Here is a 26,133-nt window from a genome sequence, read left to right as displayed (position 1 = left end):
CCACCGCCAGAACAGGCCGTCCCGGTAGCCGGTCAGCCGGCCGATGTTGTCGAACAACGCGCCGCCAGGAACGAAGGTCGAGGTGCTGAACAGCTCCGAGGAGCCCTTGGTGGCGGCGATTACCACCCACGCCACCGGCAGCAGACAGTAGGCCGCGCCGATCAGCAGGACCACCGCGGCGAGCCGGCTGGGGCGGGTCACCGCTGCTCCCCCGTGAAGCCCCGCCTGGCGATCACCCGCAGGAAGGCAAGTGAGCACGTCAGCATCACCACCGCGAGGACGATCGAGCCGGCGGCGGCCGAGTAGATGTCACCACGCTCGAACGCGTCGCTGTAGATCTTCATCAGCGGCGTCCATGTCGACGGCAGCGAGTTGGTCAGCGGCCGGAGGGTGGTCGGCTCGGTGTAGACCTGCAGCGTGGCGATGACCGTGAAGATGCTCGTCATGACCAGTGCGGGCATGACCAGTGGCGTCTTGACCCACACGGCGATCTGCCACTCGCTGGCGCCGTCCAGCCGCGCCGACTCGTAGACGTCGGCCGGGACCGCCCGCAGCGCGGTCAGGATCACGACCATGTTGAAGCCGACCCCGCCCCACAGCCCGATATTGGCCACGGCGAACAGCAGGCCGGGCCCGAGCAGGTCGTCCGGCACGGGCAGTGGCGTCAGCGACGGCAGGTACAGGAAGCCCCACAGCAGGCTCGCCACCACGCCGGGCACCGCGTACGGCAGGAAGATCGACAGCCGGCTGAACCGGGCGAGCCGTACGCGCGGGCGGTCCAGCAGCAACGCGAACAGCAGCGCCAGCCCGATCATGGTCGGCACGAGTAGTGCGCCGTAGCCGAGAACCCGCAGCGCACCGCGCCAGAACTCGGGATCCGCCAGCGCCTCCCGGTAGGTGCTCAGGCCGGCGAACACCTCCGTACGCGCGCCACGCCCGAGTCCCAGGCCGCTCACCTGCGACCGGTGCAGGCTCAGGTAGACCGTGTACCCGATCGGCACCAGCACCGTGAGCGTGAACAACACGACCGCCGGCGCGAGGAACACGTACGGCACCGCGCGCCGACCAGGCCTGCCCGCCACTAGTCCGCCTCCCCGAGTGTTGGTCGCGTCCCGGCGACAGCGCGGTGTCGGGGTAACTGTTGGTTGCCCACGGGCTTCCTCACAAAGATCCGAAGGGCGGGGTTCAGCCTTCGACCTTGAAGCCGGTCTTGCGCATGTCGGCCACGGTCGACGTGTGCATCTCCCTGACCGCGCCGGAGAACGGGGTCCTGTTGGTGATCGCCTTCCCGAAGGCGTCCTTGTACGACTGGTAGGTGACGTTCACGTTCGGGCCCCAGGTCCAGCCGGCGGCGGTGTCGGCGATGGCCTTCGCCCGGGTGTAGAACTCGGGCTGGTTGGGCATGAACGTGGGCGGCTCGGCCAGCGCCGGTCCGGACTGGGCGGCACGGGCGGCCGGGTAGAGCGCGCCCTCGGTGACCAGGCCCGCGGTGGCCTCCGGGTCTGTGTTCAGCCAGATCGCGAAGTCCGCGGCCTCCTTGCGGTGCTGGGAGTTGGCGGACACGGCGGTCGACGACCCGCCCCAGTTGCCGGTCCTGTTCTCGCCGGCCGACCACTGCGGCAGCGGCGCCATCGCCCACTTGCCCTTGGTGGCCGCCGCGACGTTGTCCAGCACGCCCGGCGCCCAGATCGCGCTCGGCCAGGCCAGCAGTGTGCCGTCGCCGAGCGCCTTGTTCCACTCCGGCGTGTACATGGGCTTGTCATCGACCACACCCTCGGCGACGAGCCCGCCCCAGTAGTCGGCCACCTTGGTGGTCGGCTCGTCGTCGATGCCGACGGTCCAGGTGTCGCCGCTGACCCGCCACCACTTCGCGCCGGCCTGCTGCGCGAGGCCCGCGAACCAGCCGGGGTCGTTGCTGGAGAACGTGGTGAGATAGCCGGACGTGGTCCTGGTGCGCAGCGTTCTGGCCGTCCGCGCGAACTCGTCCCAGGTCTTCGGGACGGTCAGGCCGTACTGCTGGAACAGGTCGGTGCGGTAGTACAGCATCATCGGACCGCTGTCCTGTGGGACGGCGTAGACACCCCGGGTACCGAGGGTGACCTGCTGCCACACGCCGTCGGCGAAGGCCTTCTCGGCGTCGGCGGTGTACTCGGCCAGGTCGGCGACCGCGTCGTTGCTGACGAAGGTGGGCAGCGCCTGGTACTCAGCCTGGAGCAGGTCCGGCGCGTTGCCGGCCTTGGCGGCGGTCAGGACCTTGGTGACGAGCTCGTCGCCCTGCGACTGGCGACTGACGGTGACGTGGATGTCCGGGTGACCGGCGTTCCACCTGGCGACGACCTTCTCGATGTTCGTCGCCCACGTCCAGAAGGTGAGCTCGACCTTGCCGGACGAGGAGTCCGGGCCGCCGGAGGAACAGGCGGCGAGCACGATGACGAGCGCTGACACGGGGGCGAGCAGGGATCGCATCACCACGGCCTCGTTTCGCGTCGTTGCGGGTGGTTGAGGAGTTGTGAGCGCTCCCAGTTTTCGTCGTCCGACCGGCGGCTGTCAATAGTCGAACCCCTGGCCAGCGGCTAGATCGGCGACTGTGCGCGCTCACAACCCGGCGCGGGTCCCGAGCCGGCGGGACCGCAGAGTCACAGGGCGGCCCGGCCGTCCGCACAGGCCGCACACAGCTCAGCCGCCTTGTCTGGGGTCAACGGCGGCACCACGGTCGCCACCAAGACGAGGAGTGCCACCCGATGTCCACCGAGCAGCGACAGCCCGTGATCCCACCGTCCACTGGGGACAGCGCCACAGTGGACACCGCCGGCACCTGGGGCGCGCCGGGCGACCAGGTCACTCGACAGCGGCCGACGCGCCGGTGGTCGCCCAGGAAGATCACGTTGGCGGTCGCCATCGCGGTCGGGATCGCGGGCGCCGGCGCCGTCGCGGTCTACGCGGCGAGCGGCTCCGCCTCGTCGTCGACGGCCCAGCAGGGGCCGGGCGGCGGCACGGGCGGCGGCGGTGGACCCGGCGGTGCCGGCGGGGTGATGTCCCAGGCGCTGCACGGTGAGTACATCGTGTCGGACGGCAACGGCGGCTACACCACCGACGTCATGCAGAACGGCGAGGTGACCGCGGTCAGCGACTCGTCGATCACGGCCAAGAGCGACGACGGCTACACCAGGACCTACACGATCGACTCGGACACGGTGGTGGGCAACGGTTCCACGGACCTGTCGAGCATCGCGACCGGTGACGACGTGATGATCGTCGCGTCCGTGTCGGGCGACACCGCGACCGCCGAATCGCTCGCCGAGGCCGGCGCGATGGGCCAGGGGCAGGCTCCGCCGGGCCAGCACGACTCGACACAGAGCGGCGGCTGAGTCATGCCGGCAGGAGAGTTGACCTCGCGAGAGAAGGGGCTGCGCAGGGTCGGCGGGATCACCGCCGCTTTCGCGGCCGCCGGCGTGGCCGGCACGGTTCTGGTGGCCTGCACGGCCGGCACGGACACGAGCACGAGTACACCGTCCACTTCGGACAACTCCACTTCGGACGGTTCGTCGACGGGCTCCGGCACGAGCACCGGCGACTACGGCGGCAGCGTGTCGGGTGACACCGGCGGTTCGAGTGGTGCCGACGCCAGTTCCGGAGGCTCGTGATGGCCACGCTCCGAGTCGGGCGGTCCGTTGCCCGGTGGCGTGTCTGGAGCACGAGTGCGAGCGTGGTGGTCACCGAGCCGGACACCCTCGCCGTCGCACGCGAGGTGGTCGACGCGGAGCTCTCGGCCGTGGACCGGGCATGCAGCCGGTTCCGCGCGGACGCCGAGCTGGCGCTGGCCGAGCGGGCGGGCCGCCCGGTGACGGTCAGCCCGCTGCTCGCCGAGCTGGTCGGCGCGGCACTGGCCGCGGCCGAGCGTTCCGGCGGCGACGTCGACCCCACGCTCGGCAACGACCTGGCCCGGCTGGGCTATGACCGGGACATCGCGGAGGTTCGCCCGGACGGACCGGCGGTTCCACCGGTCCGGCGGGTGACGTCGTGGCAGGACGTGTCGCTGGCGGGGCGCACGTTGACGGTGCCGCCGGGCGTGCGGCTCGACCTCGGCGCCACGGCCAAGGCGCTGACCGCGGACCGCTGCGCCGAGCTGGTGAACGAGCGGCTGGGCACCGGCGTGCTCGTCGAGCTGGGTGGTGACATCGCCACCGCGGGCCCCGGCCCGGCCGGGGGCTGGCTGATCCACGTGCGGGACCGGCCGGCTGACCCGCCGGCGACCGTCCGGGTGACGGCCGGGACGGCGATGGCCACGTCGAGCACGGCGAGCCGTAGCTGGCGCCGCGGCGGACGGTTGCTGCACCACGTCCTCGACCCGCGCACGGGCATGCCGTCGTCGCGAGTGTGGCGCAGCGTCTCCGTCTGCGCCGACCGTTGTGTGATCGCCAACACCCACAGCACGGCCGCGCTGGTGCGCGGCGCCGGCGCGGTCACCCCGCTCGCCCGGGCCGGCGTCGCGGCCCGGCTCGTCGACAACCAGGGGCAGGTTCACGTGTTGGGAGGTTGGCCGTCATGAGCACCGACACCCTGTGGTACCTCGGACGCGGGTCCGGAGTGGTCACGCTCGTGCTGTTCACCGCGTCGGTGATCCTGGGGATCGGGACGCGGTCCGGTCGGCCGGCGCCCTGGCTGCCGCGGTTCGCCGTCACCGCGCTGCACCGCTACACCAGCCTGCTCGCCACGGTCTTCCTTGTGCTGCACGTGGTTCTGCTGCTGTTCGACCCGTACGCGCAGCTGGACGTGGTCGACACGGTGTTCCCGTTCCTCGCCGGGTTCGCGCCCGTCTGGGTCGGTCTCGGCACGCTCGCGCTCGACCTGCTCCTCGCGTTGGTGGTCACCAGCCTGCTCCGGCACCGGCTCGGGTACCGGACGTGGCGGGCCATCCACTGGAGTGCCTACGCCGCCTGGCCGGTCGCGCTGGTGCACGCGCTCGGGGCGGGCACCGACGCCGGCACCGCCTGGTTCCTGGTGCTCGCGGGGGTGTGCGCGGTCGCGGTCGCCGGCGCACTGTCCTGGCGCCTGTCGACCGGCTTCACCGAACAGGACCGCGGCGCCGTCGCCACCCTGATGGAGGTCCCGCGGTGACCGCGTCGGCCCGTACCGAATCCCTCCTCGGCGACCGGACGCCCGGCTTCGCCGCGCATCTCGCCCGCGCCGGGGAGATCCCGTGGCGTGGCGGCCCCGGGCGGTTGGTCGCCGACCTGGAGACCGCCGGCCTCACCGGCCGCGGCGGCGCGGGCTTCCCCGCCTGGCGCAAGGCCGCCACGGCGCTGACCGGCCGCGACCCGGTCGTGGTCGCGAACGGCGCGGAGGGCGAACCGTTGAGCCGCAAGGACGCCACGCTCCTGCGCGACAACCCGCACACCGTGCTGGACGGCCTGCAGCTCGTCGCGGAGGCCGTCGGCGCCACGCGGGCCTACCTCTACGGGCGCGTGAGCGAGGCGGTCCTGGCGGAACGGCGTGCCCACGACCGGGTGCCCGTGACGATCACGGCCGCGCGGGAGAGGTTCGTCGCGGGCGAGGAGTCCGCGGTGATCGCCGCCATCGAGGGACGCCGGAACCCGTTGCCCCGCTTCCGGGTCCAGCCCGCCCCGGTGTCCGGTGTGGACGGACGGCCGACGGTGGTGCACAACGTGGAGACCCTCGCGCACGTGGCGATGATCGCCCGGCACGGACCGTCCTGGTTCCGCCGCACCGGGACCGCCGACGAGCCGGGCACCTTTCTCGCCACGATCAGTGGTTCCGTCGCCGCGCCGGGGGTCTACGAGGTGCCGATGGGCATCCCGCTGGACGAGCTGCTGGCGTTGGCGGGCGGCCGCGGCGACGCGGTGCTGATCGGCGGCTTCCACGGGGTGTGGGCGCCGGCCGGCCCGGTTCCCGTGTCGCGAGCCGGCCTCGCCTCGTACGGCGGCTCCCCCGGCGCCGGCATCGTCCACGTGCTGCCGGCGAACCGCTGCCCGCTGCACTTCGCGATGGAGGTCACCCGGTACCTGGCGGCGGAGACGGCCGGCCAGTGCGGACCGTGCCTGAACGGGCTGCCCGCGATCGCGGCGACCATGGCCGCGCTCGCGTCGGGCCAGGCGGTGGGCCAGGCCGGGACCCGGCGGCTGGAGTGGTTGACCGGCCTGGTGACCGGCCGCGGCGCCTGTCACCACCCGGACGGCACGGCCCGTTTCGTCCGCAGCACCCTCACGACGTTCGCCGCCGAGGTCCGGGCACACCAGCACGGCCGCTGCGCCAGGGAGCGAGCATGAGCGCCAGGCTGCATCTCGACTGGACCGCCTGCGACGGCCGCGGCCTGTGTGCCGAGCTGCTGCCGGAACTGCTCGACCGCGACCCGTGGGGCTACCCGGTCCCCCGCCGGCCGGGCCCGATCGAGGTGCCGGACCACCTGCTGCGGCACGCCGAGAAGGCCACCGCGCTCTGCCCGCTCCTCGCGTTGCGGCTGGGCCGGCCGGTCGGACCGTGATGACCACCCTCGCCCTGGCGTGCCCGGTCCCGAGGTACCGCATCGCGTCAGCGAGCGCGTAGGTCCGGTCAATAACGGGGTGACCTTGCCGCCGGTGGTCCACCCCTCCGGATCGCGGATCGTCCGCCGACTTCGCGAGGACGGCGTCGTCATCCGTGCGGACTACCCCGGGTCGTTCTCGTCGGGGATGCGTCGGCGGCCCGACACGGCCAGGATCGTCTGGTGCTGGGGAACACCAACCGAAGGGACTGGCTGTGGGGGTAAGAGAACGACGGCTCGGCGGCGTCGTGCTGGCGGCGGTGCTGGCCGTCGGGGTGGCGCAGGGGCCCGCGAGCGCGACCACGCGGGGCCGGCCCGAGCTTCGGCAGGCGATGGTGGCCGCGGCTCAGGCCGGGCTCGCCGGTGTGCAGCTGCGCATCCACGACGACCAGGGCGACTGGACCGGCTCGGCGGGGGTGCGTGAGCTGTCCGGCGGGAGGGTCCCGACAGACGGCCGTTTCCGGGTCGGCAGCATCACGAAGACGTTCGTGTCGACCGTGATGTTGCAGCTGGTGAATGAAGGCAGGGTGGTGCTGGACGACCCGGTCGCGAAGTACCTGCCCGAGTACGGGTTCGACCCGCGGATCACCGTGCGGATGATCCTGGCGCACACCACCGGCCTGTTCAACTACACGGGCGAGCCGCGTCCGGACGGCACAGTCGAGCCGGGGATCCCGTTGTTCGGCAACGACTTCGCGGAGAACCGGTTCCGCACCTACACGCCGCGCGAACTGATCGAGGTCGCGCTGGCCAAGCCGGCCCGGTTCGCGCCGGGCACGAGTTGGTCGTACTCCAACACCAACTTCGTCGTCGCCGGGCAGCTAATTGAGCGGGTGACCCGGACGCCGTGGGCCGTCCAGGTGTACAAGCGGGTCATCGGCCCGCTCGGCCTGCGTGACACGGTCGTGCCCGGCACCCGCGCGGCCGTCCCCGGGCCGCACGCGCACGGCTACTACGCCTACCACGACGCCGGCGAGTTCAGGGTGCTGGACGTGACCCGCCTCAACCCGTCGTGGGCCTCCTCGGCCGGGGAGATCATCTCCACGACCCGGGACCTGGACCGCTTCATCTCGGCCCTGCTCGGTGGCCGGCTGCTGCCCGCGAACCTGCTCGCCGAGATGAAGACGCCGTCGCCGTTCGCGCCGTACGGCATCGGCCTGATGGTGCTGGAGGCAGGGCCGGACTGCGGTGGCACCTACTACGGGCACACCGGCAGCATCCACGGGTACCAGTCCTACCTGTTCTCGTCGCCGGACCGCGCCACCCGCGTGGAGGTGTCCGTCACGATGGGTGGCGCCGACGTCGACGATCCCGCTGTCGCGCAACGCATCTCGACGGCGATCAACGACCTGCTGGTCGCCGCGCTCTGCGACGGTCCGCCGGCCAGCCCGATGCTGGCCGAGGCGGCCGCCTGACCGGCGTGGCGCTGCTACTCCGACGCGGGGTGGAGTAGCAGCGCCACGACAGCGTCCTGGCCGCTCTCGCGAGCGAGGTCGAGCGGTGAGATGCCGTGCCGGTTCCTCCTGCGCGGGTCCGCGCCGTGTCCCAACAGGACACTCATCGCCGTGAGGTCGCCCCCGGCCGTCATCACGGCACGCCAGAGTGGGGTGTCGCCGAAGACGTCCTCGGGGTCGACCTCGGCGCCGGCGTCGAGCAGGAGCCGGACCACCGTCCTGTTGTGGTCGCGGGCCGCGAAGTGCAGGGCCGTCCATCTCTGCTCGTGGTCGACGGCGTTGACGTCCGCGCCGCGGTCGATGAGCGACGCGACGGCGCCGGAGTCACCCGCCAGGATCGCGTGCATCAGCGAGGTGCGACCGTCCGCGTCCGCCATCAGTCGACCCCCGGCTTCTCGAATCGGTGGCTCTCGTTGTTCGCCTTCGTTTCGAGCTGGAACCATTCGGGGTGGTCGTTGACCCAGTCGTTGAACTGCTCCTGGGTCATGCCCTTCTCCGAGGCCTCGAGCACGAGCCGGCGGTGTTCCCGGCCGTAGATGTGACCGTACACCGGTTCACCGTCGATCGCCTCGCCTGTGTTGGCATCCAGGTACTGTCCCTTCGCGTTCTTCTTTCCCGCCGATTTCACCTTGTCCTTGAAGGACTGTCGCAGCGCCGGTCGCTTCAGCTCGAGCGACTGCAGCACGGCTTCCTCGGTCTTCTTCTGCCTGGCTCGTTCCTCGCGGTAGCCGCCGAGCTCGTCGGCCTCGCGCAGCTCCGCGAGCGCCTCCCTGGCCTCATTGAGCTCGCGGGTCGCGTGTGCTCTGGCCGGACTGCCGGCCGGGGTGTCGAGCGCCTTCTTCCGCAACGTGTCGACCTTGCGGTTGGCCGCCGACAGCTCCGCTTCGAGCTGGTCGATCTCACCCTGGGTCCGGAGCTTCTCCTCCTGCAGCGCGGCCAGCTTCTCCCTGGCCTGCTCCCGGATCCCGCTGCGCCGCGCGCCCTTCGCCCGCCTGGTGAGGAAGGCCTCGTCGTCGGCGACGGCCTGGCGGGCCTGCTCGCCCGCGCCCAACCGCCGGTCGGCCTCCTCGACGGCCGACCTCAGCTGTTCCGGACCCGCCGCCTGCTCGACCTTCGCGATCGAGTCGTCGACGGCCGCCACGAACCGGTCGACCTTTCTCGCGGCCTCCGCGGGCGCCTCCTCCAGTGCCTGCAGGGCATCCTGCCGCAGCCGCTCCGGAATGCCCTTGCCCTCCGGTGTGGACGCGAGCTGCTGGGTGGCCTTCGCCTGCTCCACCGGGATGCCGACGTCGGCCAGTCGCGGGTCCGCGTCGGCCAGGTGCCGCACGAACTCCTCACCCGTCATGCCCGCGACGGCGTTGGCGGTGGCCGCGACCTCCTTCGTCTGCACGGCGAGTGCCTCGGACAGGCCCTGCTTGGCGGCGCGGAGGCCGGCGACGAGATCGGCCTTGACACTGCGCCACGCCGGGCCGACACCACTCTTCTCCAGCAGTGCGGTCTGCGCGCCCCGCAACGCCGTGCCGACGTTCCGCAGCCGGCCGGGCAGCGGGATCCGCGCGACGATCTTCGCGACCAGGGTCAGCGCCAGCATGGCCGCGGCCATCACCGCCTGGGTCTGCGCCGCCGCGGACTTGCCGGTCTGGGTCTTGAAGTCCTCGGGGTTCCTGGCCTCCCCGGCCGCTTTGATCCGCAGCGCGGCCTCCGCCGTGGACAGTGCGATGGACACTGCGGCTACCGCGAGACCCGCCGCGGCCAGCTCGAGCAGGTTCACGCCCGGCACGAACAGCAGTGCCACGAAGGCGATCGACGCGACGGCCGCCACGTACTTGTTGACCGCCCCGGTGGCACCGGCGAGCCGCTGGTAGGCGCCGTTGTCACCGTCGGCCGCCTCCCGCACGTCGTCCACAATGGACTTCGCGGTCCGGTCCAGGCGCACCATGCTCTCGACCATGCCGACGGCGGCCTCGCCGGGGTGGGTCGCCAGGTGCTCCAGCTGGATGTTCCGCTGCTCGGCGGCGATCTTCCGGGCCAGGTCCTCCTTCTGGGCGGTGTCCATGCCGGCGAACGACTTCTCGTCGAACCCGCGCCACGTCTTCGCGAGCTTCTGTTCGAGCGTCTCCTCCGTGGACTTCCGTTCGGCGGCGGCCTGTGCCCTGATACGGTCCTTGAACCGGACGAACACGTCGACCGACTGCTCGAACGCGTCCAGGTCGGCCGCGAGCCGCTTCGCCAGCAGCCTGTACAGCTGGAGGTCCTCCGGCGCCAACTGCCGCAGCTTCGCCGCGATCCGCAACAGCTGCGGCAGCTCCGCCTGGCCGACCGGTTCGTCACCGGCAAGCAGCTCCCTGACCGCGTCCGGCAGGGCCTCGAACTCGGCCTGGAGCTGTTCGGCGGTCTTCGGCTCGGGTTTCTTGGTGGTCTTCGGCTCGACGTTCTTCGAGTCGGCTTTCTTCGACTCCGCCTTCCTCGACTCCGCCTTCCTCGACTCCGCCTTCCTCGGCGCACCCTTCTCCGGTTTCGGCGGCGCCGCGGCTCCGCCGCCCTGCGCCGGGCCATGCAGGTAGCTGATGACCCGGACGCCGATCACCTCGCCCGCGTCGTTCCGGAGCTGGATCGCGTCCAGCACCCGGTACACGTGGAACGTCGGCCCGGCCCCCTCGGCACGGCTGAAGTAGTAGCCGTTGTCGAGCCAGCCCCACGTGTCGTAGTCGCCCGGCTTCAGGATCCCGCGCCGCAGCAGCTCCTTCTCCAGTTCGTAGCCACCGAGCACGGGGAGCCCACGACCGCCCCAGGAGCCCTCGATGACGAACCCCTGCTCGACCTCCGGCGCCTTCTGCCTTTGCAGCGACCGGTTCCCCGCACCGGCCTGCTGAACGACGTGGGTCAGCTCGTGCGCCAGCAGCCGCCGCCCGGCCGGCGTCGCCGGTGCGAACATGCTCGCACCGAAGAAGATGTGGCTGCCGACCGTGTAGGCCAGCGCGTGGGCGTCCTGTGCCGCCCGCGCCGCCGCCGCGTCGGTGTGCACCCGCACCCCGGAGAAGTCCTGCCCGAAGCTCGACTCCATGAACGCCCGGGTACCGGCGTCGAGCGGCCGCCCGCCGGATCCCGCGTCACCGGACGGCACGGCGGCGGGGGTCGGCTCGTTGGCGACCACCCGGTCCGCGACCCGGTCCGCCTCCTGCTCGGCCGCGTCGCCCGGCGCGCTCACGCCGAGCTTGGCCTGCACCACGGCGTTGCCGAGGGCACGCACGAGCCGGTCCTCCGGCCGGGGCCCGGCCTTCCGTCGGGCGGCGGCCGGCGCCTTGTCCCGCGGACGGGCATGCGCCGCCCGCGGATCGAACACGGCGCTCATGCACCGACTCCTCTCGTCCCGTCCCCGAGGGCCGTTCGACCCTCGGGGACGGGAGGACCTGGTCAGGACTTTCCGCGTGACCGCTTCTTCTCGGCGCCGGCGGCCGCCTGCCGCCGTTCGGTCTGCGCCGCCACGCGCGCGGCCTCCTGCTCGGCGCGGCGACCGACGAACTGGCGAGCCAGGATCGGGTGCTGCTTGCGGAGGTCCTCGTTCCGCGCCCAGTGCACGCTCGAGGTGAGGTCCTGCCCGAAGGCCTCCGGGTTGCGGTAGAAACCGCGCTCCTCCTTGGGCTTGTCCTCCTCCGCGACGAACTCGTACGACTTCGCCCACGCGTCGTGGCGCACACCGGTGACCTGCCACGAGACCTTCTGGCCCGCCGCCCCGCCGGCGATCTCGAAGGCGTTGTCCGACACCTCCCGCGACACGTACACCTCGGACCGCCCGCCGACACAGGTGAGCTGGTAGCGGAAGTCCCCCGCCAGCGCTTCCAGCCAGTCGGGCAGCCCGACCGTGGCGTTGCCGTCCGCGTCGCACTCGACGTTGCCGCTGTACACCACGGCGCGTTCGTCCGACTCGATGCTCACGTGGTTGAGAAGGCGGTTCTCCGGGTCCAGCGGGTGGTCGATCACGAACTGTTTGGCGTTGGCGAAGAGCGTTCCGTTGACGCCGACGTCACCGAAGAACGACGCGGCCTCCGAACTGGCGCCCCACACGAACAGACCCGTGCTGCCGCCGACGATCTGCGCGGTCGTCCCGTTGGCGCTGTTGTTCAGCAGGCACATGGCGGTGCCGGCGTTGTTCGTCACCGACAGCGCGTTGATGTTGGCGCCGGTCGCGTCGATGCCGACCGACCCGCTCGACGAGAGGCCGGCGGACAGGCTCAGCCGCCCCGGAATCGTGACCGTGCCGGTGTTGCCGTCGATGCCGAGCCGCATCTGCCAGGACTGCTTGCTGGCGTTCGGGGTGGTGAAGACCTGGAACCGGGAACCGGCGTTGAAGCTGTCGTCCATCTCCACGGTGACGGCCGGCCGCGTCGTGTCCGGGAACACCCAGGTCCCGTTGTTGGCGTCGTGGAAGGCGTTGTAGGACAGGCTGCTCCAGCCGGGACCGCCCGAGACGTACATCGAGTTCTGGCGGATGCCGGAGTTGCCGGTGACGTGCAGCGGGTGGGTCGGCGTGGCGGTGCCCTGCCCGATCCGCCCGTTGACCGCGTCCACCGTGATCGGCTCGGTGCCGTCGGTGCGGCGGGCCACGACGGTGTTGGCGGTCAGCGCCAGCTTGCCGATGCCGCCGCCGATCGCGCCCAGCTCCAACGGCGCGCCCGCCGCCCCCGCCGACAACCGCAACCCGCCCGCACTCGACGCGACCGTGAACCTGTCGCCACCAGAGGACAGCCGAGCCATGCCGTCCGCGGCGTACCAGGTCCACCGCTCGCCCGCCGTCGGGTTCTCCACGAACACACCAGTGGTCCTACTGGCGAAAGAGAACCCACCGGTCGGACCACCACTGTGAACCTCGTTACCCTCCACATGCAGAACACGACGCGGCGGCGTGCCACGCAGACCGATCCCCACACTGCCACTGCTCGGCTGCAACGCGAGGTTCCCGTCGGCCGCCAGCACCGGCTGCACCGTTCCGTTCGAAGCCAGCAGATTCAACGCCACCCCACCACCATCGGTCGCACGCAGCTCACCCGCCGGCAACTGGTCAACCACCGCCGGCGGCCCGGCCGCCGCCCGCGAACGACGCAGCTCCACGCGGCCCGCGGGGATCCCCACCAGCCGACGGTGCTCGGCCGTCAGCACCGCCACCTGACTCTGATCCCCCAAGATCACATGCGCCAGAACCACCTGCTCCCCCGTGTCCGGCACCTCCGCCGCCGGCTGAAGCCGCAACCACGGCGCGTGGACCAACGCCGGCGCGTTCCCGGTCGAACTCGGGTCCAGCACCTCCCGCCACGAGACAGTCACATACCGGTCCCCCGTCAGACCGGCACTCGACACCACCACACCGTCCGCGGTCACCGGCACCGTCGGCACGTTCGCGACCTGTGTCGGGTCGACCGTCGGATCGGTGATCGCGAACCCACCCACCGCCAACGAGACGAGACGACCGGCCGAGTCCACCGCCACGCCCGGCGTCACCGTCAGGCTCGTCGGGCCGAGCACCACCGTCACCGACAAACCCTCGGCCACGCCCCAGGAATGCAGTGCCGAGGAACTGATCTGGTCGTGGCGCATCAAATACGACTCCACGTCGACCAGGCTCTCGCCGTGTGACGTAGCACCCGTACGCACCGTATTGGTACTCACGTTCAAGTACTCGGTACGCACCAGGGGTAGGCTTGTCATCTCGCTCTCTCCATCATCTTGTTACGGCACATGAACGGCCTCCGGCTCGGCCTGTCCGTTCGTGCTCGCGCGGTCCGCGCCGAGCAGCTCCTCGAGCACGCGGATCGCGCCACCGATACGCAGCAGGGTTTCCCGCAACGCGGCCGTCTCCCGCTCCAGCTCCGCCAACCGGCCCTGCCCAAGCTGGAAGTCACGGTTCAGCTCCGTGAGCCTGGACTGCATCTGTTCTCGCATCTCGTTGTCTCCCTTCAGATCGCCGTCACCAGGTTCCACAGGCTGTGCGCCGGCTTCTGCCGCTCGACGATCGCCCGGATGTTGCCGACCACCTGTCGCTGCACGGTCGACCGCTGGTCCGGGTCGCTGGGCAGCCGCGAGTCGACGAAGTGGATCACCACGTCGAACCGGCACGGCAGCAGGCGGGACCACACCGGGATCAGCCCGGCGACCTCCGGCTGACCGGGGTCGCAGACGAACAGCCGCCCGCCGACCGCGGTCATCCCGGTCGGGAAGGCCAGGTTCCCGGACTCCGTCGCGGGCGTCACCGTGGACGTGCCCGGGTCGACGGCGTAGACCCGGGCCGGCTCGGCGGCGCTGAGCACGAACGGGTCGATGTTCGGCGGGGCGAACGGCTTCAGGCCGGCGTCCAGCACGTACAGCCTGCTGTCGATGCGGGCGATGCCGGTCGGTGCGACGAGTGGGTTCGCCGCCGGCAGCATCGCGGTCTCGGTCCAGCTACCCCCCGAGCGGGTGACCTGGACGAGGTTGCCGGGAATCTGGGCCGGTCCGGTGGGTTCCTGGTTGCCGCCGTCGCCGATGACGAGCTTGCCGTCCGGCTGTACGAGCAGCGACAGCGGTTCGCCGACCGTGGTCAGGTTCTTGCGGGTCACCGTGAACGGGCTGGGCTTGACCGTGATGACCTTCGGCGGGTTCGGCGTGCCCGGCCCGTCGCCGCGGTCCAGGACGAGGAGGTCGCCGTTGGTGTCGACGGCCATCGCCACCGGCCAGATCGTCGTGTTGCCGCCGGGCGCGACCGTCCCGACCTGTGTCGCAGACTGACCGACATAGGGCGCCGGCAGTGCGTACAGCTTGCCGGACCGGTCGACCATGTACAGGTTCTCCGGCAGCCCGGACCCCGCCGGGCGGACGGCCAGCGCCACGATCTGCTGCTGGATGGTGCTCTCGGTGACGAGCGGCTGCGGGTGCGGCGGTGTGCCGGTCAGGTCGTAGCCGCCGGTGGCGCTGATCCGCCAGACCCGGCTCTTGAGCGGCAGCGACACGGACCCGGGCACGCCGATGTCGCCGACGAACAGGCTGCCGTCGGGCGCCGGCGTGACGCACCACGGCCGGACCAGTCCCTCGCTCACCACCGGCCCCGCGGCCAGCCCGCCGGAGAGCACCGGCCCCTGGGTGACCAGCCCGGCCAGCGGCGCCAACCGGTTGGGCACCGGCCTGGTCACCAGCAACCGCCGTCCGTCGTCGAGGGTGACCCGGGGACGGGTCTGGCCCACCGCGAACAGTTCCAGGTACCGGTTGAGCCCGGCCCGCAGCCCCCGCAGGCGGTCGATGCCGGCGATCTCCGCCGTCGCCTTGCGCTGCTGGTACTCGTCCCACAGCTGCTGTCCCTGCAGCGTCGGGAACTGGAGGCCGACCCAGGAGGCGAGCCAGGGCAGGAACTCCGGCGGCGTCCGCCACGGGTCGAACAGCTGGTGCTGCCGGTCGACCAGGTCCGTGATGGCCGGGTGCGAGTGTCCATTGTGGTCGACGCGGACACCGTCGTCGATCCCGGTCAGGACCTTCTCGAAGATCCGCAGCATCGCGCCGAGGGAGAACTCGGGCGGTGCGGGCTCGTTCTGCCACAGAACCGGTGGCAGGTAACGGAGATAGCTGCTGAGCTCGGCCACGGTAACCTCCCTCAGCTCGCCGGCACGATCGTGGTGATGGTGTGCTGGTTGTCGAGTGCCGCGCACACCAGCTCGTAGTCGGCGACCCGCACCGAGGCGCCCAGCGGGGACAGCGGGAAGGGCCGTTCGAGCTGGGCGTTGTAGTTCCCGGTGGTGCCGCTCGGGTTGAGCGGCGGGAAGTGGTACGCCGGGAGGTCGGCCTTGATCTGCAGGCTGGAGATGAACCCGGTGTCCTCCGGCGGCATGATCGCCTGGAACAGGTCGGACACGAACACCGGCTGCCCCACCTGCCAGCCGCTGCCCGCCGCACCGCCCTTGGTCGGGTGCAGGAACGCCCTGATCCTCGCCAGTGTGTCGGCCTTGACCCTGTTGGCGTCCACACCAGCGTCGTTGGCCTGCGGCCAGATGGTGATCTCGACCTGCACGATGACCGGCAGGTACCGGGGCGAGAGGACCTGCAGGTGCGCCGTGAGGTCACGCCGCTGGTCCAGATAGGACTGAACCTCCCGCACGAGGTCGGGGGTCGGCTCCGGCCGCGGTACGGTCACGCCCTGGTCGGGCACGACGATGAGGTTCACGGTGCCGGGCGCCCGGCTGACGCCGGCGAACGCCCAGGGATCGCCCCTCTTCCACGCGTTGCCGCTGGGCGCGTCGGCGTCCTGCAGGCGCGGCGGCAGGGCACGCACGATCACGACGTCCGTGGTCGCCTCGGCGGCCAGGAACTCGTAGTCGGTGGCGCTGACCGCACGGTCGCGGACCTTGAGCTCGTTCGGGGCGCGGCGCAGGGTGTCCTCGATCGCCTCCTCGTTCGAACCGTCCCGGCCGGGGCCGAGGTTGGTCACGGCGGTGATCCCGACGGGCAGCCCGCCGGTGGGGGTCGGTCCCAGGATCGTGACGCGGTCGGGTGCCACGTTGCCGGACTCGCCGCCCGCCACGTAGCGGTAGGACAGCGCCCGGATCTGGCTGCCGGCCGGCGGGACCGTGCCGTGGCCGAGCCCGGTCCGGTCGTCGAAGTTGCCGAAGCTGATCTCGCCGGTGACCGGGTCGAGCCGGTAGGACTGACCGGGTCCGGCCGGCAGGTCCGAGGCGAGCGTCCAGGTCTGCCAGACCACCGGGTCGCCCGTGCCGACCTGGACGGTCACGTGGCCGTAGGGCGTCATGGTGTCCGGCTGGCGGTACAGCGGCCGGTTGGCCAGCGGGAAGACCTGGAACGGCCGCCCGTCGCCGCGCCCCAGCGGCTCCGGTGTCGGGATGGTCAGCGCGTTGTGCGCGGCCGCCGCGTTGTGCAGCACGCGGTCGATCCCGACGGACAGCGCGTTGGACGTCTTGTTCGCGAGGCGCAGCCCGACCCAGAACCGAGGGTCGGTGACCGTCGCGTTCGGATCGTGGGCGGTGACCGACGTCCAGCCCGCGGCCCCCTGCGCGCCCGTGGGTCGCTGCGCGGCCCAGTCGCCCGGTGGTCGCAGGCGCACGCTGCCGTCGTGGCGCAGCGACTCGGTGGAGTCGCTCGGACCGCTGATCGCCGGCCAGGCCAGCGGCTCGGTGCCGCTCTTGGAGTACACCCACGTGATCGTGAACTGGCTCGGGTCGAGCACCGGCTTGAAGAACCTCAGCCGCAGCACCAGGTCCTCGGTGGTGGCCTGGTCGAAACCGAAGCACAGCTGGACGGTCTGGCTGCCGGGAAGCGTGACCGGGTACTTGGCCGCGGGCGGACCGACCAGTGCGGTGGCCACGTCGTACTGGGCGGGGCCGGCGGTGGCCGCGTACGGGCCGACGGACAGCGCGTCGGTGAGTGACACCGGCAGGACCGTGACGTCCTCGTCGGTCTCGAACACGACGGGCTGCTGCTCCTGCGCGGCCGCGGTCTGTGTGCGGGTGCCGGCCGGGACCGTGACGACGCCTGCGCCCGAGGTGAAGGTCAGGTACGTCGACGCGGGGGTGGCGGGGTCACGCGTGGTGCCCAGCAGGTTCAAGAACGCCAGGAAGTTCTTCTCCGGCGTGCGGTTCAGGCGGTAGATGATGCCCTCGCCGAGCCAGGCGAACAGCTCGATCAGCGAGATCCCGAGGTCGCTGGGGTTGTGGTCCGTCCACTGTGGCGCGTACTTCGGGATGAGCGCACGCATCTCGTCGACGAGGTCCTGCCACGTGCGGTCGTCCAGGTCGGGTGGGACGATGCGTCCGCGGTCGGTGGGTTGAGTCACTGCGGACGCTCCAGGTAGAAGGGATAGACCAGGTTTCGAATGTCCTGTGTGGTGCGCAGGCGGTAGCTGATGTCGATCAACAGCGCCCCGCCGGCGGTGTCGTTGGCGACGGCGACATCGACCACCTCGATGCGGGGCTCGGACTGGGCCAGGCCTTCGGCCACGTAGTAGCGGGCCAGGTTCGCCGTCGCGACGTTGTTCGGCGCGAAGGCCAGGCTGCGCAGGTTGCAACCGAAGCGCGGCCGCATGAGGCGCTCGCCGTACTGCGTGCCGAGCACGATGCGAATCGACTCCTCGACCTTGGCCACCCCGGCGGTCTCGCTGATCCCGGCGACGCCGACCCGCAGCGGGTAGGTCATCCCCCGCCCGTAGAACTCGGTGTTCACTGCATCCCCCTACACGCTGCGCAGCTTGTCCTGGTTGGCCACGGCGGCCAGCAGCACCTGCGGTGTGCCCGAGACGGTCCCGTTGGTGCCGCCCGTCAACGTGGACAGGACCACCGGCAGCGAGCCGACGGTCAGCTTCGTGGCCAGACCGCCGGAGACGCTGTTCACCTGCGTGCACTTCACGAAGCCCGTGGCGGGCTGAATCCCACACGCGCTGCTGACCGGTCTGCCGTTGACACCGGCCAGCAGCAGGACCGAGCCGCCCGCGACCCGCAGCTTGGCCTCGCTGCGCACCTGCACGACCCCGGAGCCGGGCGGCGGTGGCGGATGTCCACATCCGACGGTGCTGCTCACGGTCAGTACGTTCGGCATATCACTGTTTCCTCAGGTGACGTCCACATGGCTCTGGTCCATGGTGATCTTGGTGGCCCCGCCGGCGGCTTCCAGGCTGATGTTGCCGCCTGCCTTGATGGCGAGGTTGTTCTTGGCGCTGATGGTGACGTTCCCGTTGGTGGCGTCGAGGGTGATGACGCTCCCCTTGCCGTCCTCGACGGTCAGCTTCCCGACGTCGGCCGTGTCGTCGAAGGTGATCCTGTGGCCCGCCCGGCTGCGGATGACCCGCTTGCTGTTCTTCCCGTCGGCGTTGCTCTCCGGCGGTTTCGCCCTGGCGTGCCACAGGCTGCCGATCACGTACGGCTGGTCGAGGTCGCCGCCCTCGAACGCGACCAGGACCTGGTCGCCCTTCTCGGGCAGCGCGTAGAAACCCGTGCCGGCACCGGTCATCGGGCTCACGCACGGCGCCCAGCCGCTCGTGGACCGCCCGCCGAGCCTCGGGTACCGCACCTTGACGCGCCCGATCGGCACCTGCGCGTCGGCCACCTCGTTGTTGTCCACCACCTCGGCGACGATCACGCCGGCGAAGCTCTGTTCCCGTTTCGGCGACGGCAGGTCGTCGACGTACTTGCGCAGCATGCCGACCAGGCTGGTGGTGTCCGCCTGTGCGATCTCGAACGTGGTGTGGAAGCCGCGCTCGCCGATGACGTGTTTGACCTTGCGCAGCCGATAGGTCCCGCTGAACCGCCTGCCGACACCCTCGATCGCGATGTAGTCGCCGGCGGCCAGGTCGGGAATGCCGACGCACGAACCGGTTCCCTCGTACATCCCGTCGAGCAGGTTGGCGAGCAGGGACTTCGCCAGCCGGGTCGCGTCGAACGGGTTGTTCACCTTGCCCTTGCGCATCTCGTTGCGGGTCAGCGACGACAGCAGGTCCATGGCCGCCGAGCCCAGCTTCTCCTCCAGGTCGGCCGGGTCGAAGTCGGCGGCCAGCGCGATACCGAAGATGCTCTGCGCGAGCTCCTGGTTGTAGTCCCGGATGATCTGCAACCCCGCGAGCCCGGCCGCGGAGATCCGGGGCGAGAAGCTCGACAGGTTCCTGCCCCACTCCAGGACGTGCGTCGCGGTCCTCGGCCGGGGGAGCTCGAAGTGCAGGCGGTCCCACTCGACGTAGACGTCGAAGAAGTACTGCTCGGCACGGCTTTTCAGGAACGCCATGTCCGAGGTGGTCTGGTTGACCTTGTCGAGGAACGGCGGCGTCGGGTCGACCACCGGCACCAGGCCGTTCTCCACCGCGATCCGGGCGGCGATGACGCTGTCCGAGGTCCTCTCGTAGGTGGTGGGCTCCGGCTGGGACCGGCGCAGCCGGTGCGACTTGTCGGCGCCGGTGATCACCACGCTCGAACCGCTCTCGTCCGCCGGGAACTCCGGCTCGATCGCGGTGATCTCGCCGAGGAAGGCGGGCCTGAGGTCGTTGCCGTAGCCGAGATGGACCTCGACCGTCCTGCCGAGGTCGAACAGCGCCGAGTCGAGCAGCGAGTTGTCCGGGTTGCGCAACGTGATCGAGAACTTGCCGGCGACGTCCAGGCTCGTCTCGACGGCCACGTTCAGCACCTGGCCGCTGACGTCGGCCGACATCGTCACGCCCGACACCCGGATCGCGAAGCGCGGCGCGAAGAACGGTTCGGTCATGACCGTCCCCTGCCCGGCGCCTGCCGGCCGGCGGCCGACGACGGGATCACCAGTGGCGTGCCCGGCGGCAGGTCGAACGGGTCGTCCATGTCGTTGGCCCGTGCGATGTCCCGCCACCGGCCGGCGTCGCCGAGGTAGGCCGCCGCGAGCCCGCTGAGGGTCTCGCCGCGCAGCGTCACGTGGATGCTCGGCGTGCCGGACAGCAGCGAGGTCGCGGTGTCGACGACCGCGCCGACCGCGCCGGACACCGTCGGCGAGCCGACGAACACGCCGCGCTCGACGCGCATGTCGACGCGCACGTACTCCTGCAGCCGGACCGACAGGGTCGACCGCACCGGCGTGCCGTCCCGCAGGAACATCGTGAACGTCTGCGTGGCGTCGACGAGCACGCACTGGAACTGGAACCGCCCCATCGAGAACAGCAGCACCGGCGGCGCCTGGGTCTGCGGCAGCTTGTCCAGCAGTCCGACGATCGGCGCCGTGTGGGTCCGCACGTCGGTGCCGGTCTCGTAGGTGTCGAAGAACAGGTCCATGGTCACCGCGCGGGCCTTGCCCCGCAGGTACTGCACCGGCGGCGCGTTCAGGCCCGGGATGCCGATCTCGGCGAACGTGTTGCCCTGCTCCAGCTTGAACTCCACCGGGTTGTACATCACGGGGAAGCTGGTGCCGGTCGTGGTGTTCACGAGCAGTGCCTTGGCCAGCTCGCCCGCCACCGGCAGCGCCCCGGGCCGTTGCCCGAAGACTGGTCGTGTCATGTCAGCCACCCCGCTCGTACTCGTCGCGCAGCTGCCGCATCAGGTCCCGCATGATGCGGCCCCGCAGCGCGTCGACGTCGATGGACTGTTGCTGTTGGACGGTCGGCGGCGGGGCGGTCGGCCGGTCCACCGATGCGGTCATCGGCGGCCCCGCGGGCAGGACCGCCGGCGCCACCGGCGGGGCGGCGGCTGCCGCCGGAAACGGTGCGGCGGCGGGGAAGTCGCCAATCGGAATGCCGGCCGTCTCGACCGTGCCCCGATGCTGGGCCACCGGCGGCGTGAGCAGGCCCGGCGCCCCCGGCGTCGGCGCCGGGCCGGACAGGACGGCCGCTTCCCTTGCCAGCGCCAGGCTTTCCTCACCCGCCGGGCGCTGGCTCCCCGCCACCACGTGGGTGGCCTCGTGGACCAGCAGCCCGAACCCGCGCGGCTCCGCCGGGTTGAGCCGCCCGTGCTGGAAGAACACGTCCGTCCCGACGGTCACCGCGTCCGCCCGGTGCGCCCTGGCCAGCTCGTCCGCGGCGTCGTCGTCGTGTACGCGCATGCTCTCGACGCCGGGCCCGACGACCCTGCTCAACCGCGTGACCACGTCCACGGGCAGCGCCCGGCCCGCCGGCACGGCAGGCGCCGCGGGCGCACCGGTCCGGTCGTCCGCCTGGACCGGCCATGCCGGCTCGGCCACGGCGGCCTCCCTGCGGGCGAACCGTTCGTCCGGTGCGGGCAGGTCCGCCAGGCGCTCGGCGAGCACCTGGAGCGGCCCGGCCCACGGTGGGTCCGACGCGGCCCGCGCGGCGGTGCGCCGTGCCTGACGGTCCAGCCGCCGTCCGAGGGTGGGATTTTCTTCGCTCACGTGTCAGTTCCAATTTCGTCCACCCAGCGCAGCCGCTCGGCGTGATCCAGCTTCATCAGTTCATCGAGGGTCCAGTGGACGTTTCTGCCCAGAAAAGCTATCTCCCGGTAGACCCGAGCGAGGGGATAGCCTACGATCCCCCCAACAATTCGACCTCGACCTCGTGTGACTTCTCGCAGTGCGGGCACAGGGTCACGATCGTCCGGGGCGTCAAACCATTCATCCGGTTGTACAGGTCCTGCAGAAATGCGAGGTCCTCGGAGAAAAGCCCCTCGATCACGCCCGGGTTCACCTCGGCGACGCTGCCCAGTTTCGTGACGACCCGGGAAAGCAGCACGATGATCAGGTACGCGGGCCAGTTCCGCACCCGGGGGTCCTTGAGCGGGTAGATCTCGTCGGCGGCCGTGGCGAGCCGCATCGTCCCGGTGCGGTGCAGGTCCCCCGCCGGGTCCACGTACCCCTTGGGCAGCTCGAAGGCGAACTCCGTGACCAGCATCAGACCCTCGTCACGCCTTCGTTGGCCAGCACCAGGGTGTCGATGGCGATGTCGTTGCCCTTGCCGCTGAAGGTGGGGCCCTCCCACTTGGTGGGCCACGCGTTGACGAAGTTCCAGCGCACGACCTCGGTGTGGTTCGTCGTGTCGTAGACCACGATGGAGCCGTTCTTCCGGTTGACGATCCCGTCGACGATCTGCTGGCGCCAGTCCCACAGCTCGGTGGAGTTGGTGAGCCCCCACTTCAGGGTGATATCGGCGAAGGTCGTCTTACCGGGCAGCTTGCGCACGGTGGCGTTGTCGCCACCCTCCCTGGTTTCGATGATTTCCGTCGTCGAACCCAGACCGCTGCAGTCCGTGAAACTCGCCTGTGCGATTCCTTCCAGCTCGACGAGGAAGTTGAAACCGCGGTACGGGTCGACGCGTTGTCCGGTCTGTGCCATTGTTCTCTCTCCTAGCCTTCGTTCACCTGTGCGCCGCCGTCCCAGATGCCGATACGCACGACGACGTACTCGGCCGGCCGGACCGGCGCCATTCCGATCTCGATGTGGACCTCGCCCAGCGCGCGCGTCGAGTCCGGGTTGAGCTCGTCGTCGATCTTGACGTAGAACGCCTCCGCCGCCGTGCGGCCGAACAGCGCGCCGGACTGCCACACCCGGGTGAGGAACTCGGTGATCGAACGCTCCAGCCCCTTCCACAGACCGGTGTTGTTCGGCTCGAACACCGCCCAGCGCACGCCTGCCAGGATGGAGTCCTCCACATAGGAGAACAGCCGCCGGACGTTCACGTACCGCCACGGCGTCCCGTCGGTCAGCGTGCGCGCGCCCCACACCAGCGGCGGCCGGCCGGGGAACGACCGCAACGCGTTGATGTTCTTCTGGTTGAGCGTGCCCTGCTCGGTGTCGTTGAGCGGGTACGCGAGGTCGATCGCGCCGCGGACCGGCTCGTTGGCCGGCGCCTTGTGCACACCGCGCTGGTTGTCGCTGCGGGCCATGATCCCCGCGACGTGGCCCGACGGCGGCTTGGTCAGGGTGGCCGGCGCCGCGCCGGGCGCCACGGTCGGGTCGCTGATCACGATCCACGGCCAGTACAGGCCCGCGAAGCCGTTCCTGGACAGCAGCCCGCCACGCTGCGTCTGCAGCGCGCCGTCGTTCTTGAGCGGCGTGGCGTCCGGCGCGCCGTCGAGGACGGCGAAGCGGTCGCCCATCGTCTCGCAGTGAGTGATGACCGTGGTCTGGACGGCCGGGTCGACCACGCCGGGCAGGGCGACCAGGCTCACGTCCGGCACCCGGGTCAACGCGTCGAGCGCGGCCGGCAGGCCGGCCATGTCCTTGATCGGCGCGATGTAGGCGAGGGTGCCGCCGTTCTCGAAGTACCCACGCACGGCGAACGGCAGGTTGAGGTTCCTGTCGAAACCGCCGAACGCGGCGACGTAACCGCTCCAGCTGGTGACCGCGACCGGAACACCCAACTGTCCATTGGGCAGGTTGGCGGTGACCGTGCCGATGAGCGCCGCCGTGGAAGTGCCACTGCCGGCGATCGGGCCGGCCGGTGTGATTTCCTCGATGTAGACGCCTGGCGCTTTGGTCTGGTAATCAACCATCTGCTATTCCTTGTCCTTCATGTTCAGCTGTATGTCCTGCACGACCGGGAACTCCGCAGGCTCCTCGGCGAGAGCCATCGCGATGGTGACGGTGAGCGAGAACGCCGGCCGGGGTGCGATCCCCAGCGCCGTCCAGAACTGACCGCTGCTCTGGTCCTCCTTGAGCTGCGCGACCAGGGTCGGCAGCGAAAACGGCTGCGGCGGCGTTGCCAGACTCCCTTGCAGGAAGCCATTTCCGATGACCTGGAACCGGTGGAGCCACAGCAGGGCCAGCCCCAGCAGCCGGTGCTCCTCCTCCGCCTTCAGCGCGCCCGCCTTGGCCGACCACGTGGTCACCAGGTACGTGCAGTCGACCCGCACGGGTGGCGGGCTGCTCTCGTAGTGACCGTCGACCAGCGCCACGACCGGCGCGTTCTCCCGCAGCGTGTGGTTTTCCTGCGCCTCGTAGAAGAACAGGTTCACCGTCGGCTGGGCGGGCGTGAAATCCTTGTCCGGGGTTTCGAAACTGACCTCGGCCGCCCTGAGTTCGGCCGGCGCGGTTGTATTGTTCAGAACCGCGCGAAGAGTTGCGTCAAGGTCATTGAACACAATGGCTCGCTATTCTACACTCCAGTTTTGGGAGCGCGATCAAAGGAGGTGCCTCGTGACGGCTCTGGCCTACGGGGACTGCGTGGAACATCTGACCGACGAGCTGCACAGGCTGGACCTGCTGATCGGGTCGCGGCTGGCGTCGTTCGACGCCGAGCCGGACCCCGACCAGGCCGGCCGCGCCATGTACATCACCCGACGGGAGGTCGACCGCCTCCTTGCCGCCGAGCACGCGGCGCAGGCGCCGCCGGACCGAAGAACCACTGTGGACGAGTTCGCGGCCCAGGTGGCCGACCGGGTCGCGGCCAGCGACGGTGTGCGGCTGCCCCTGCGCGAGCTCGGCCAGCTCTTCGGCCTGTCCGAACTGGAGCTGGACGCCGTGCTCGTCTGCCTGGCGCCCGAGCTGCGCCGCAAGTACGACCGGCTCTACGCCTACCTGCAGGACGACATCACCCGGCAGCGGCCGAGCGTCGACCTGGTGCTGGACCTGCTGTGCCCGACCGAGCGGGCGCGCTGGGCGGCCCGCTCGGCCTTCGCCGAGGGTGCCCCGCTGACGCGGTTCGGCATCCTGACGCCGGTCGACGACCCGCACAGCCCGTCCGGCTCGTCCGGTCTGGCCCGGTTCCTGACGCTGGACCCGCGGATCACCCAGTTCCTGCTGGGCACGGCGGGACTGGACGCACGCCTGTCCGGCCACGCGCGACTGCACGCGCCGGCGGACCCCGCCGTCAGCCCCGATCCGGCCCAGGCCGACCACCTGGTCCGCCTGGCCGAGCACCACCTGCCGGGCCCACGGGTGGTGTTCCACCTCAAGGGCCCGGCCGGCGCCGGCAAGCAGGCCCTGGCGCTGCACTGTGCCCGGACGCTGGGCATGCCGCTGCTCAGCGTCGACGCGAACAACCTCGCCGGTCCCCTGCTCCGGCTGGCCTTCCGCGAGGGCATGCTGCACCGCGCCGCCGTCCACGTGGCGAACGCCGACGCCCTGCTGGGTGACGAGACCCTGCGGGCCACCCTGGCCGACCACCGCGGCCCGGTGTTCCTCGCCGACGAGGCCGACTGGCCGGCCGGTGAGAACGTCATCCCGCTCACCGTGGCGCTGCCGGACCTCCCGCACAGCGTCACCATCTGGCGCGACGCCCTCGCCGGCGTCACCCCGGACGCCGAGTCGTGGGCGGCGGAGCTGGCCGGCCGGTACCGCCTGGCTCCGGCCCGCATCCCCGCCGCGGTGCGGTTGGCACAGGACAACCGGGTGATGGCCGCGCGGCCAGGCCCCCTGCGCCTGGCCGACGTGTCCGCCGCGTGCCGACAGCAGTCCGCCGCCACCCTGGGCGGCGTCGCGGTGAAGGTGACGTCCCGGGTGAGCTTCGACGACCTGGTGCTGCCCGCCGACCGGGTCGACCTGCTGCACGAGCTTCGCGACCAGTTCGAGCACCGGCACCAGGTACTGACCGGTTGGGGCTTCGGTGCGAAGCTCTCCCGGGGCAGGGGCCTGAGCGCGTTGTTCAGCGGTCCGCCCGGCACCGGCAAGACGATGGCCGCCGAGGCGCTGGGCGGTGACCTCGGGCTCGACCTCTACCAGGTCGACCTGTCGGCGGTGGTCAGCAAGTACATCGGTGAGACGGAGAAGAACCTGGCG

At 71.0% G+C, this 26,133-nt stretch carries 25 protein-coding genes and 1 pseudogene; 8 read left to right on the top strand and 18 right to left on the bottom strand.

All coding sequences use genetic code 11. The features are described 5' to 3' along the window. The 3 genes and pseudogenes from VET29_RS07310 to VET29_RS07300 all read right to left on the bottom strand — a co-directional run. Nucleotides 1–201 (bottom strand): annotated as a pseudogene (locus tag VET29_RS07310) (carbohydrate ABC transporter permease); the annotation flags it as partial. After that, complete coding sequence (locus VET29_RS07305) at nt 198–1,082, bottom strand: sugar ABC transporter permease (protein WP_324916383.1); 885 nt, start codon at nt 1,080–1,082, stop codon at nt 198–200. The gene VET29_RS07305 and the pseudogene VET29_RS07310, both read right to left, overlap by 4 nt. A gap of 103 nt (nt 1,083–1,185) precedes the next feature. Further along, on the bottom strand, nt 1,186–2,466 hold the full coding sequence (locus tag VET29_RS07300; protein WP_324916387.1) for an ABC transporter substrate-binding protein: 1,281 nt from the start codon (nt 2,464–2,466) through the stop codon (nt 1,186–1,188). 275 nt (nt 2,467–2,741) lie between these two features. Here VET29_RS07300 and VET29_RS07295 point away from each other — a divergent pair, with 275 nt between their 5' ends. The 7 genes from VET29_RS07295 to VET29_RS07265 all read left to right on the top strand — a co-directional run bounded on the left by VET29_RS07295 (nt 2,742) and on the right by VET29_RS07265 (nt 7,956). Then, complete coding sequence (locus VET29_RS07295) at nt 2,742–3,368, top strand: hypothetical protein (RefSeq protein WP_324916380.1); 627 nt, start codon at nt 2,742–2,744, stop codon at nt 3,366–3,368. Nucleotides 3,369–3,386: 18 nt separating this feature from the next. Continuing rightward, entirely contained in the window at nt 3,387–3,644 is a 258-nt protein-coding gene (locus VET29_RS07290) for a hypothetical protein (protein WP_324916378.1), read from the top strand. Next, nucleotides 3,644–4,549, top strand: a complete 906-nt coding sequence (locus VET29_RS07285; protein WP_324916375.1) for an FAD:protein FMN transferase — start codon at nt 3,644–3,646, stop codon at nt 4,547–4,549. Before VET29_RS07290 ends, VET29_RS07285 begins: the two co-directional genes overlap by 1 nt. Then, nucleotides 4,546–5,118 carry a ferric reductase-like transmembrane domain-containing protein gene (locus VET29_RS07280; protein ID WP_324916372.1) on the top strand — a complete coding sequence of 191 codons (573 nt, stop codon included), beginning with the start codon at nt 4,546–4,548 and terminating at the stop codon, nt 5,116–5,118. Before VET29_RS07285 ends, VET29_RS07280 begins: the two co-directional genes overlap by 4 nt. After that, a complete protein-coding gene (locus VET29_RS07275) occupies nt 5,115–6,287 on the top strand; it encodes an NADH-ubiquinone oxidoreductase-F iron-sulfur binding region domain-containing protein (protein ID WP_324916369.1) in 1,173 nt (390 codons plus the stop codon). Before VET29_RS07280 ends, VET29_RS07275 begins: the two co-directional genes overlap by 4 nt. Then, a complete protein-coding gene (locus VET29_RS07270) occupies nt 6,284–6,502 on the top strand; it encodes a ferredoxin (RefSeq protein ID WP_324916367.1) in 219 nt (72 codons plus the stop codon). The genes VET29_RS07275 and VET29_RS07270 overlap by 4 nt, the downstream gene beginning before the upstream one ends. Nucleotides 6,503–6,756: 254 nt before the next feature. After that, complete coding sequence (locus VET29_RS07265) at nt 6,757–7,956, top strand: serine hydrolase domain-containing protein (protein ID WP_324916364.1); 1,200 nt, start codon at nt 6,757–6,759, stop codon at nt 7,954–7,956. Between the two features lie 14 nt (nt 7,957–7,970). Here VET29_RS07265 and VET29_RS07260 read toward each other — a convergent pair whose 3' ends face one another. The 15 genes from VET29_RS07260 to VET29_RS07190 all read right to left on the bottom strand — a co-directional run bounded on the left by VET29_RS07260 (nt 7,971) and on the right by VET29_RS07190 (nt 24,497). Then, the gene (locus tag VET29_RS07260; protein ID WP_324916361.1) at nt 7,971–8,372 is read right to left on the bottom strand and encodes an ankyrin repeat domain-containing protein; all 402 of its coding nucleotides are present in this window, start codon (nt 8,370–8,372) and stop codon (nt 7,971–7,973) included. Further along, nucleotides 8,372–11,347 (bottom strand): eCIS core domain-containing protein, encoded by a 2,976-nt coding sequence (locus tag VET29_RS07255; RefSeq protein ID WP_324916358.1) that lies wholly within the window; start codon nt 11,345–11,347, stop codon nt 8,372–8,374. The genes VET29_RS07260 and VET29_RS07255 overlap by 1 nt, the downstream gene beginning before the upstream one ends. A 62-nt stretch (nt 11,348–11,409) precedes the next feature. Next, a complete protein-coding gene (locus VET29_RS07250) occupies nt 11,410–13,602 on the bottom strand; it encodes a hypothetical protein (protein ID WP_324916355.1) in 2,193 nt (730 codons plus the stop codon). 117 nt (nt 13,603–13,719) lie between these two features. Further along, nucleotides 13,720–13,932, bottom strand: coding sequence for a hypothetical protein (locus tag VET29_RS07245; RefSeq protein ID WP_324916352.1), 213 nt, complete (start codon nt 13,930–13,932; stop codon nt 13,720–13,722). A 14-nt stretch (nt 13,933–13,946) separates the two neighbouring features. After that, on the bottom strand, nt 13,947–15,599 hold the full coding sequence (locus tag VET29_RS07240; protein ID WP_324916349.1) for a phage tail protein: 1,653 nt from the start codon (nt 15,597–15,599) through the stop codon (nt 13,947–13,949). 11 nt (nt 15,600–15,610) lie between these two features. Next, on the bottom strand, nt 15,611–17,800 hold the full coding sequence (locus tag VET29_RS07235; protein WP_324916346.1) for a baseplate J/gp47 family protein: 2,190 nt from the start codon (nt 17,798–17,800) through the stop codon (nt 15,611–15,613). Beyond that, the gene (locus VET29_RS07230; RefSeq protein WP_324916343.1) at nt 17,797–18,186 is read right to left on the bottom strand and encodes a GPW/gp25 family protein; all 390 of its coding nucleotides are present in this window, start codon (nt 18,184–18,186) and stop codon (nt 17,797–17,799) included. Before VET29_RS07230 ends, VET29_RS07235 begins: the two co-directional genes overlap by 4 nt. A gap of 9 nt (nt 18,187–18,195) precedes the next feature. Then, a complete protein-coding gene (locus VET29_RS07225; RefSeq protein ID WP_324916340.1) occupies nt 18,196–18,540 on the bottom strand; it encodes a hypothetical protein in 345 nt (114 codons plus the stop codon). Nucleotides 18,541–18,570: 30 nt separating this feature from the next. After that, nucleotides 18,571–20,211, bottom strand: a complete 1,641-nt coding sequence (locus tag VET29_RS07220) for a phage baseplate assembly protein V (RefSeq protein ID WP_324916336.1) — start codon at nt 20,209–20,211, stop codon at nt 18,571–18,573. Next, entirely contained in the window at nt 20,208–20,966 is a 759-nt protein-coding gene (locus VET29_RS07215) for a CIS tube protein (protein WP_324916331.1), read from the bottom strand. The genes VET29_RS07220 and VET29_RS07215 overlap by 4 nt, the downstream gene beginning before the upstream one ends. Before the next feature lies 1 nt (nt 20,967). Continuing rightward, complete coding sequence (locus VET29_RS07210) at nt 20,968–21,813, bottom strand: DUF4157 domain-containing protein (RefSeq protein WP_324916328.1); 846 nt, start codon at nt 21,811–21,813, stop codon at nt 20,968–20,970. 130 nt (nt 21,814–21,943) lie between these two features. After that, nucleotides 21,944–22,309 carry a hypothetical protein gene (locus VET29_RS07205; RefSeq protein ID WP_324916325.1) on the bottom strand — a complete coding sequence of 122 codons (366 nt, stop codon included), beginning with the start codon at nt 22,307–22,309 and terminating at the stop codon, nt 21,944–21,946. Beyond that, nucleotides 22,309–22,749, bottom strand: coding sequence for a phage tail protein (locus tag VET29_RS07200; RefSeq protein ID WP_324916322.1), 441 nt, complete (start codon nt 22,747–22,749; stop codon nt 22,309–22,311). Before VET29_RS07200 ends, VET29_RS07205 begins: the two co-directional genes overlap by 1 nt. Nucleotides 22,750–22,760: 11 nt before the next feature. Further along, entirely contained in the window at nt 22,761–23,909 is a 1,149-nt protein-coding gene (locus tag VET29_RS07195; protein ID WP_324916319.1) for a phage tail sheath family protein, read from the bottom strand. Nucleotides 23,910–23,912: 3 nt separating this feature from the next. Further along, nucleotides 23,913–24,497, bottom strand: coding sequence for a DUF4255 domain-containing protein (locus VET29_RS07190; protein ID WP_324916316.1), 585 nt, complete (start codon nt 24,495–24,497; stop codon nt 23,913–23,915). Between the two features lie 55 nt (nt 24,498–24,552). Between VET29_RS07190 and VET29_RS07185 the strand changes: the two genes are divergently transcribed. Further along, nucleotides 24,553–26,133: AAA family ATPase (locus VET29_RS07185; protein ID WP_324916313.1), on the top strand; the 1,581-nt coding region annotated here is incomplete at its 3' end.

The sequence above is a fragment of the Actinophytocola sp. genome (genome assembly GCF_035634895.1).
Taxonomy (GTDB): Bacteria; Actinomycetota; Actinomycetes; order Mycobacteriales; family Pseudonocardiaceae; genus Actinophytocola.
The sequence above is the reverse complement of the archived record's forward strand: the minus strand, read 5'-3'. Positions and strand labels throughout refer to the sequence as shown.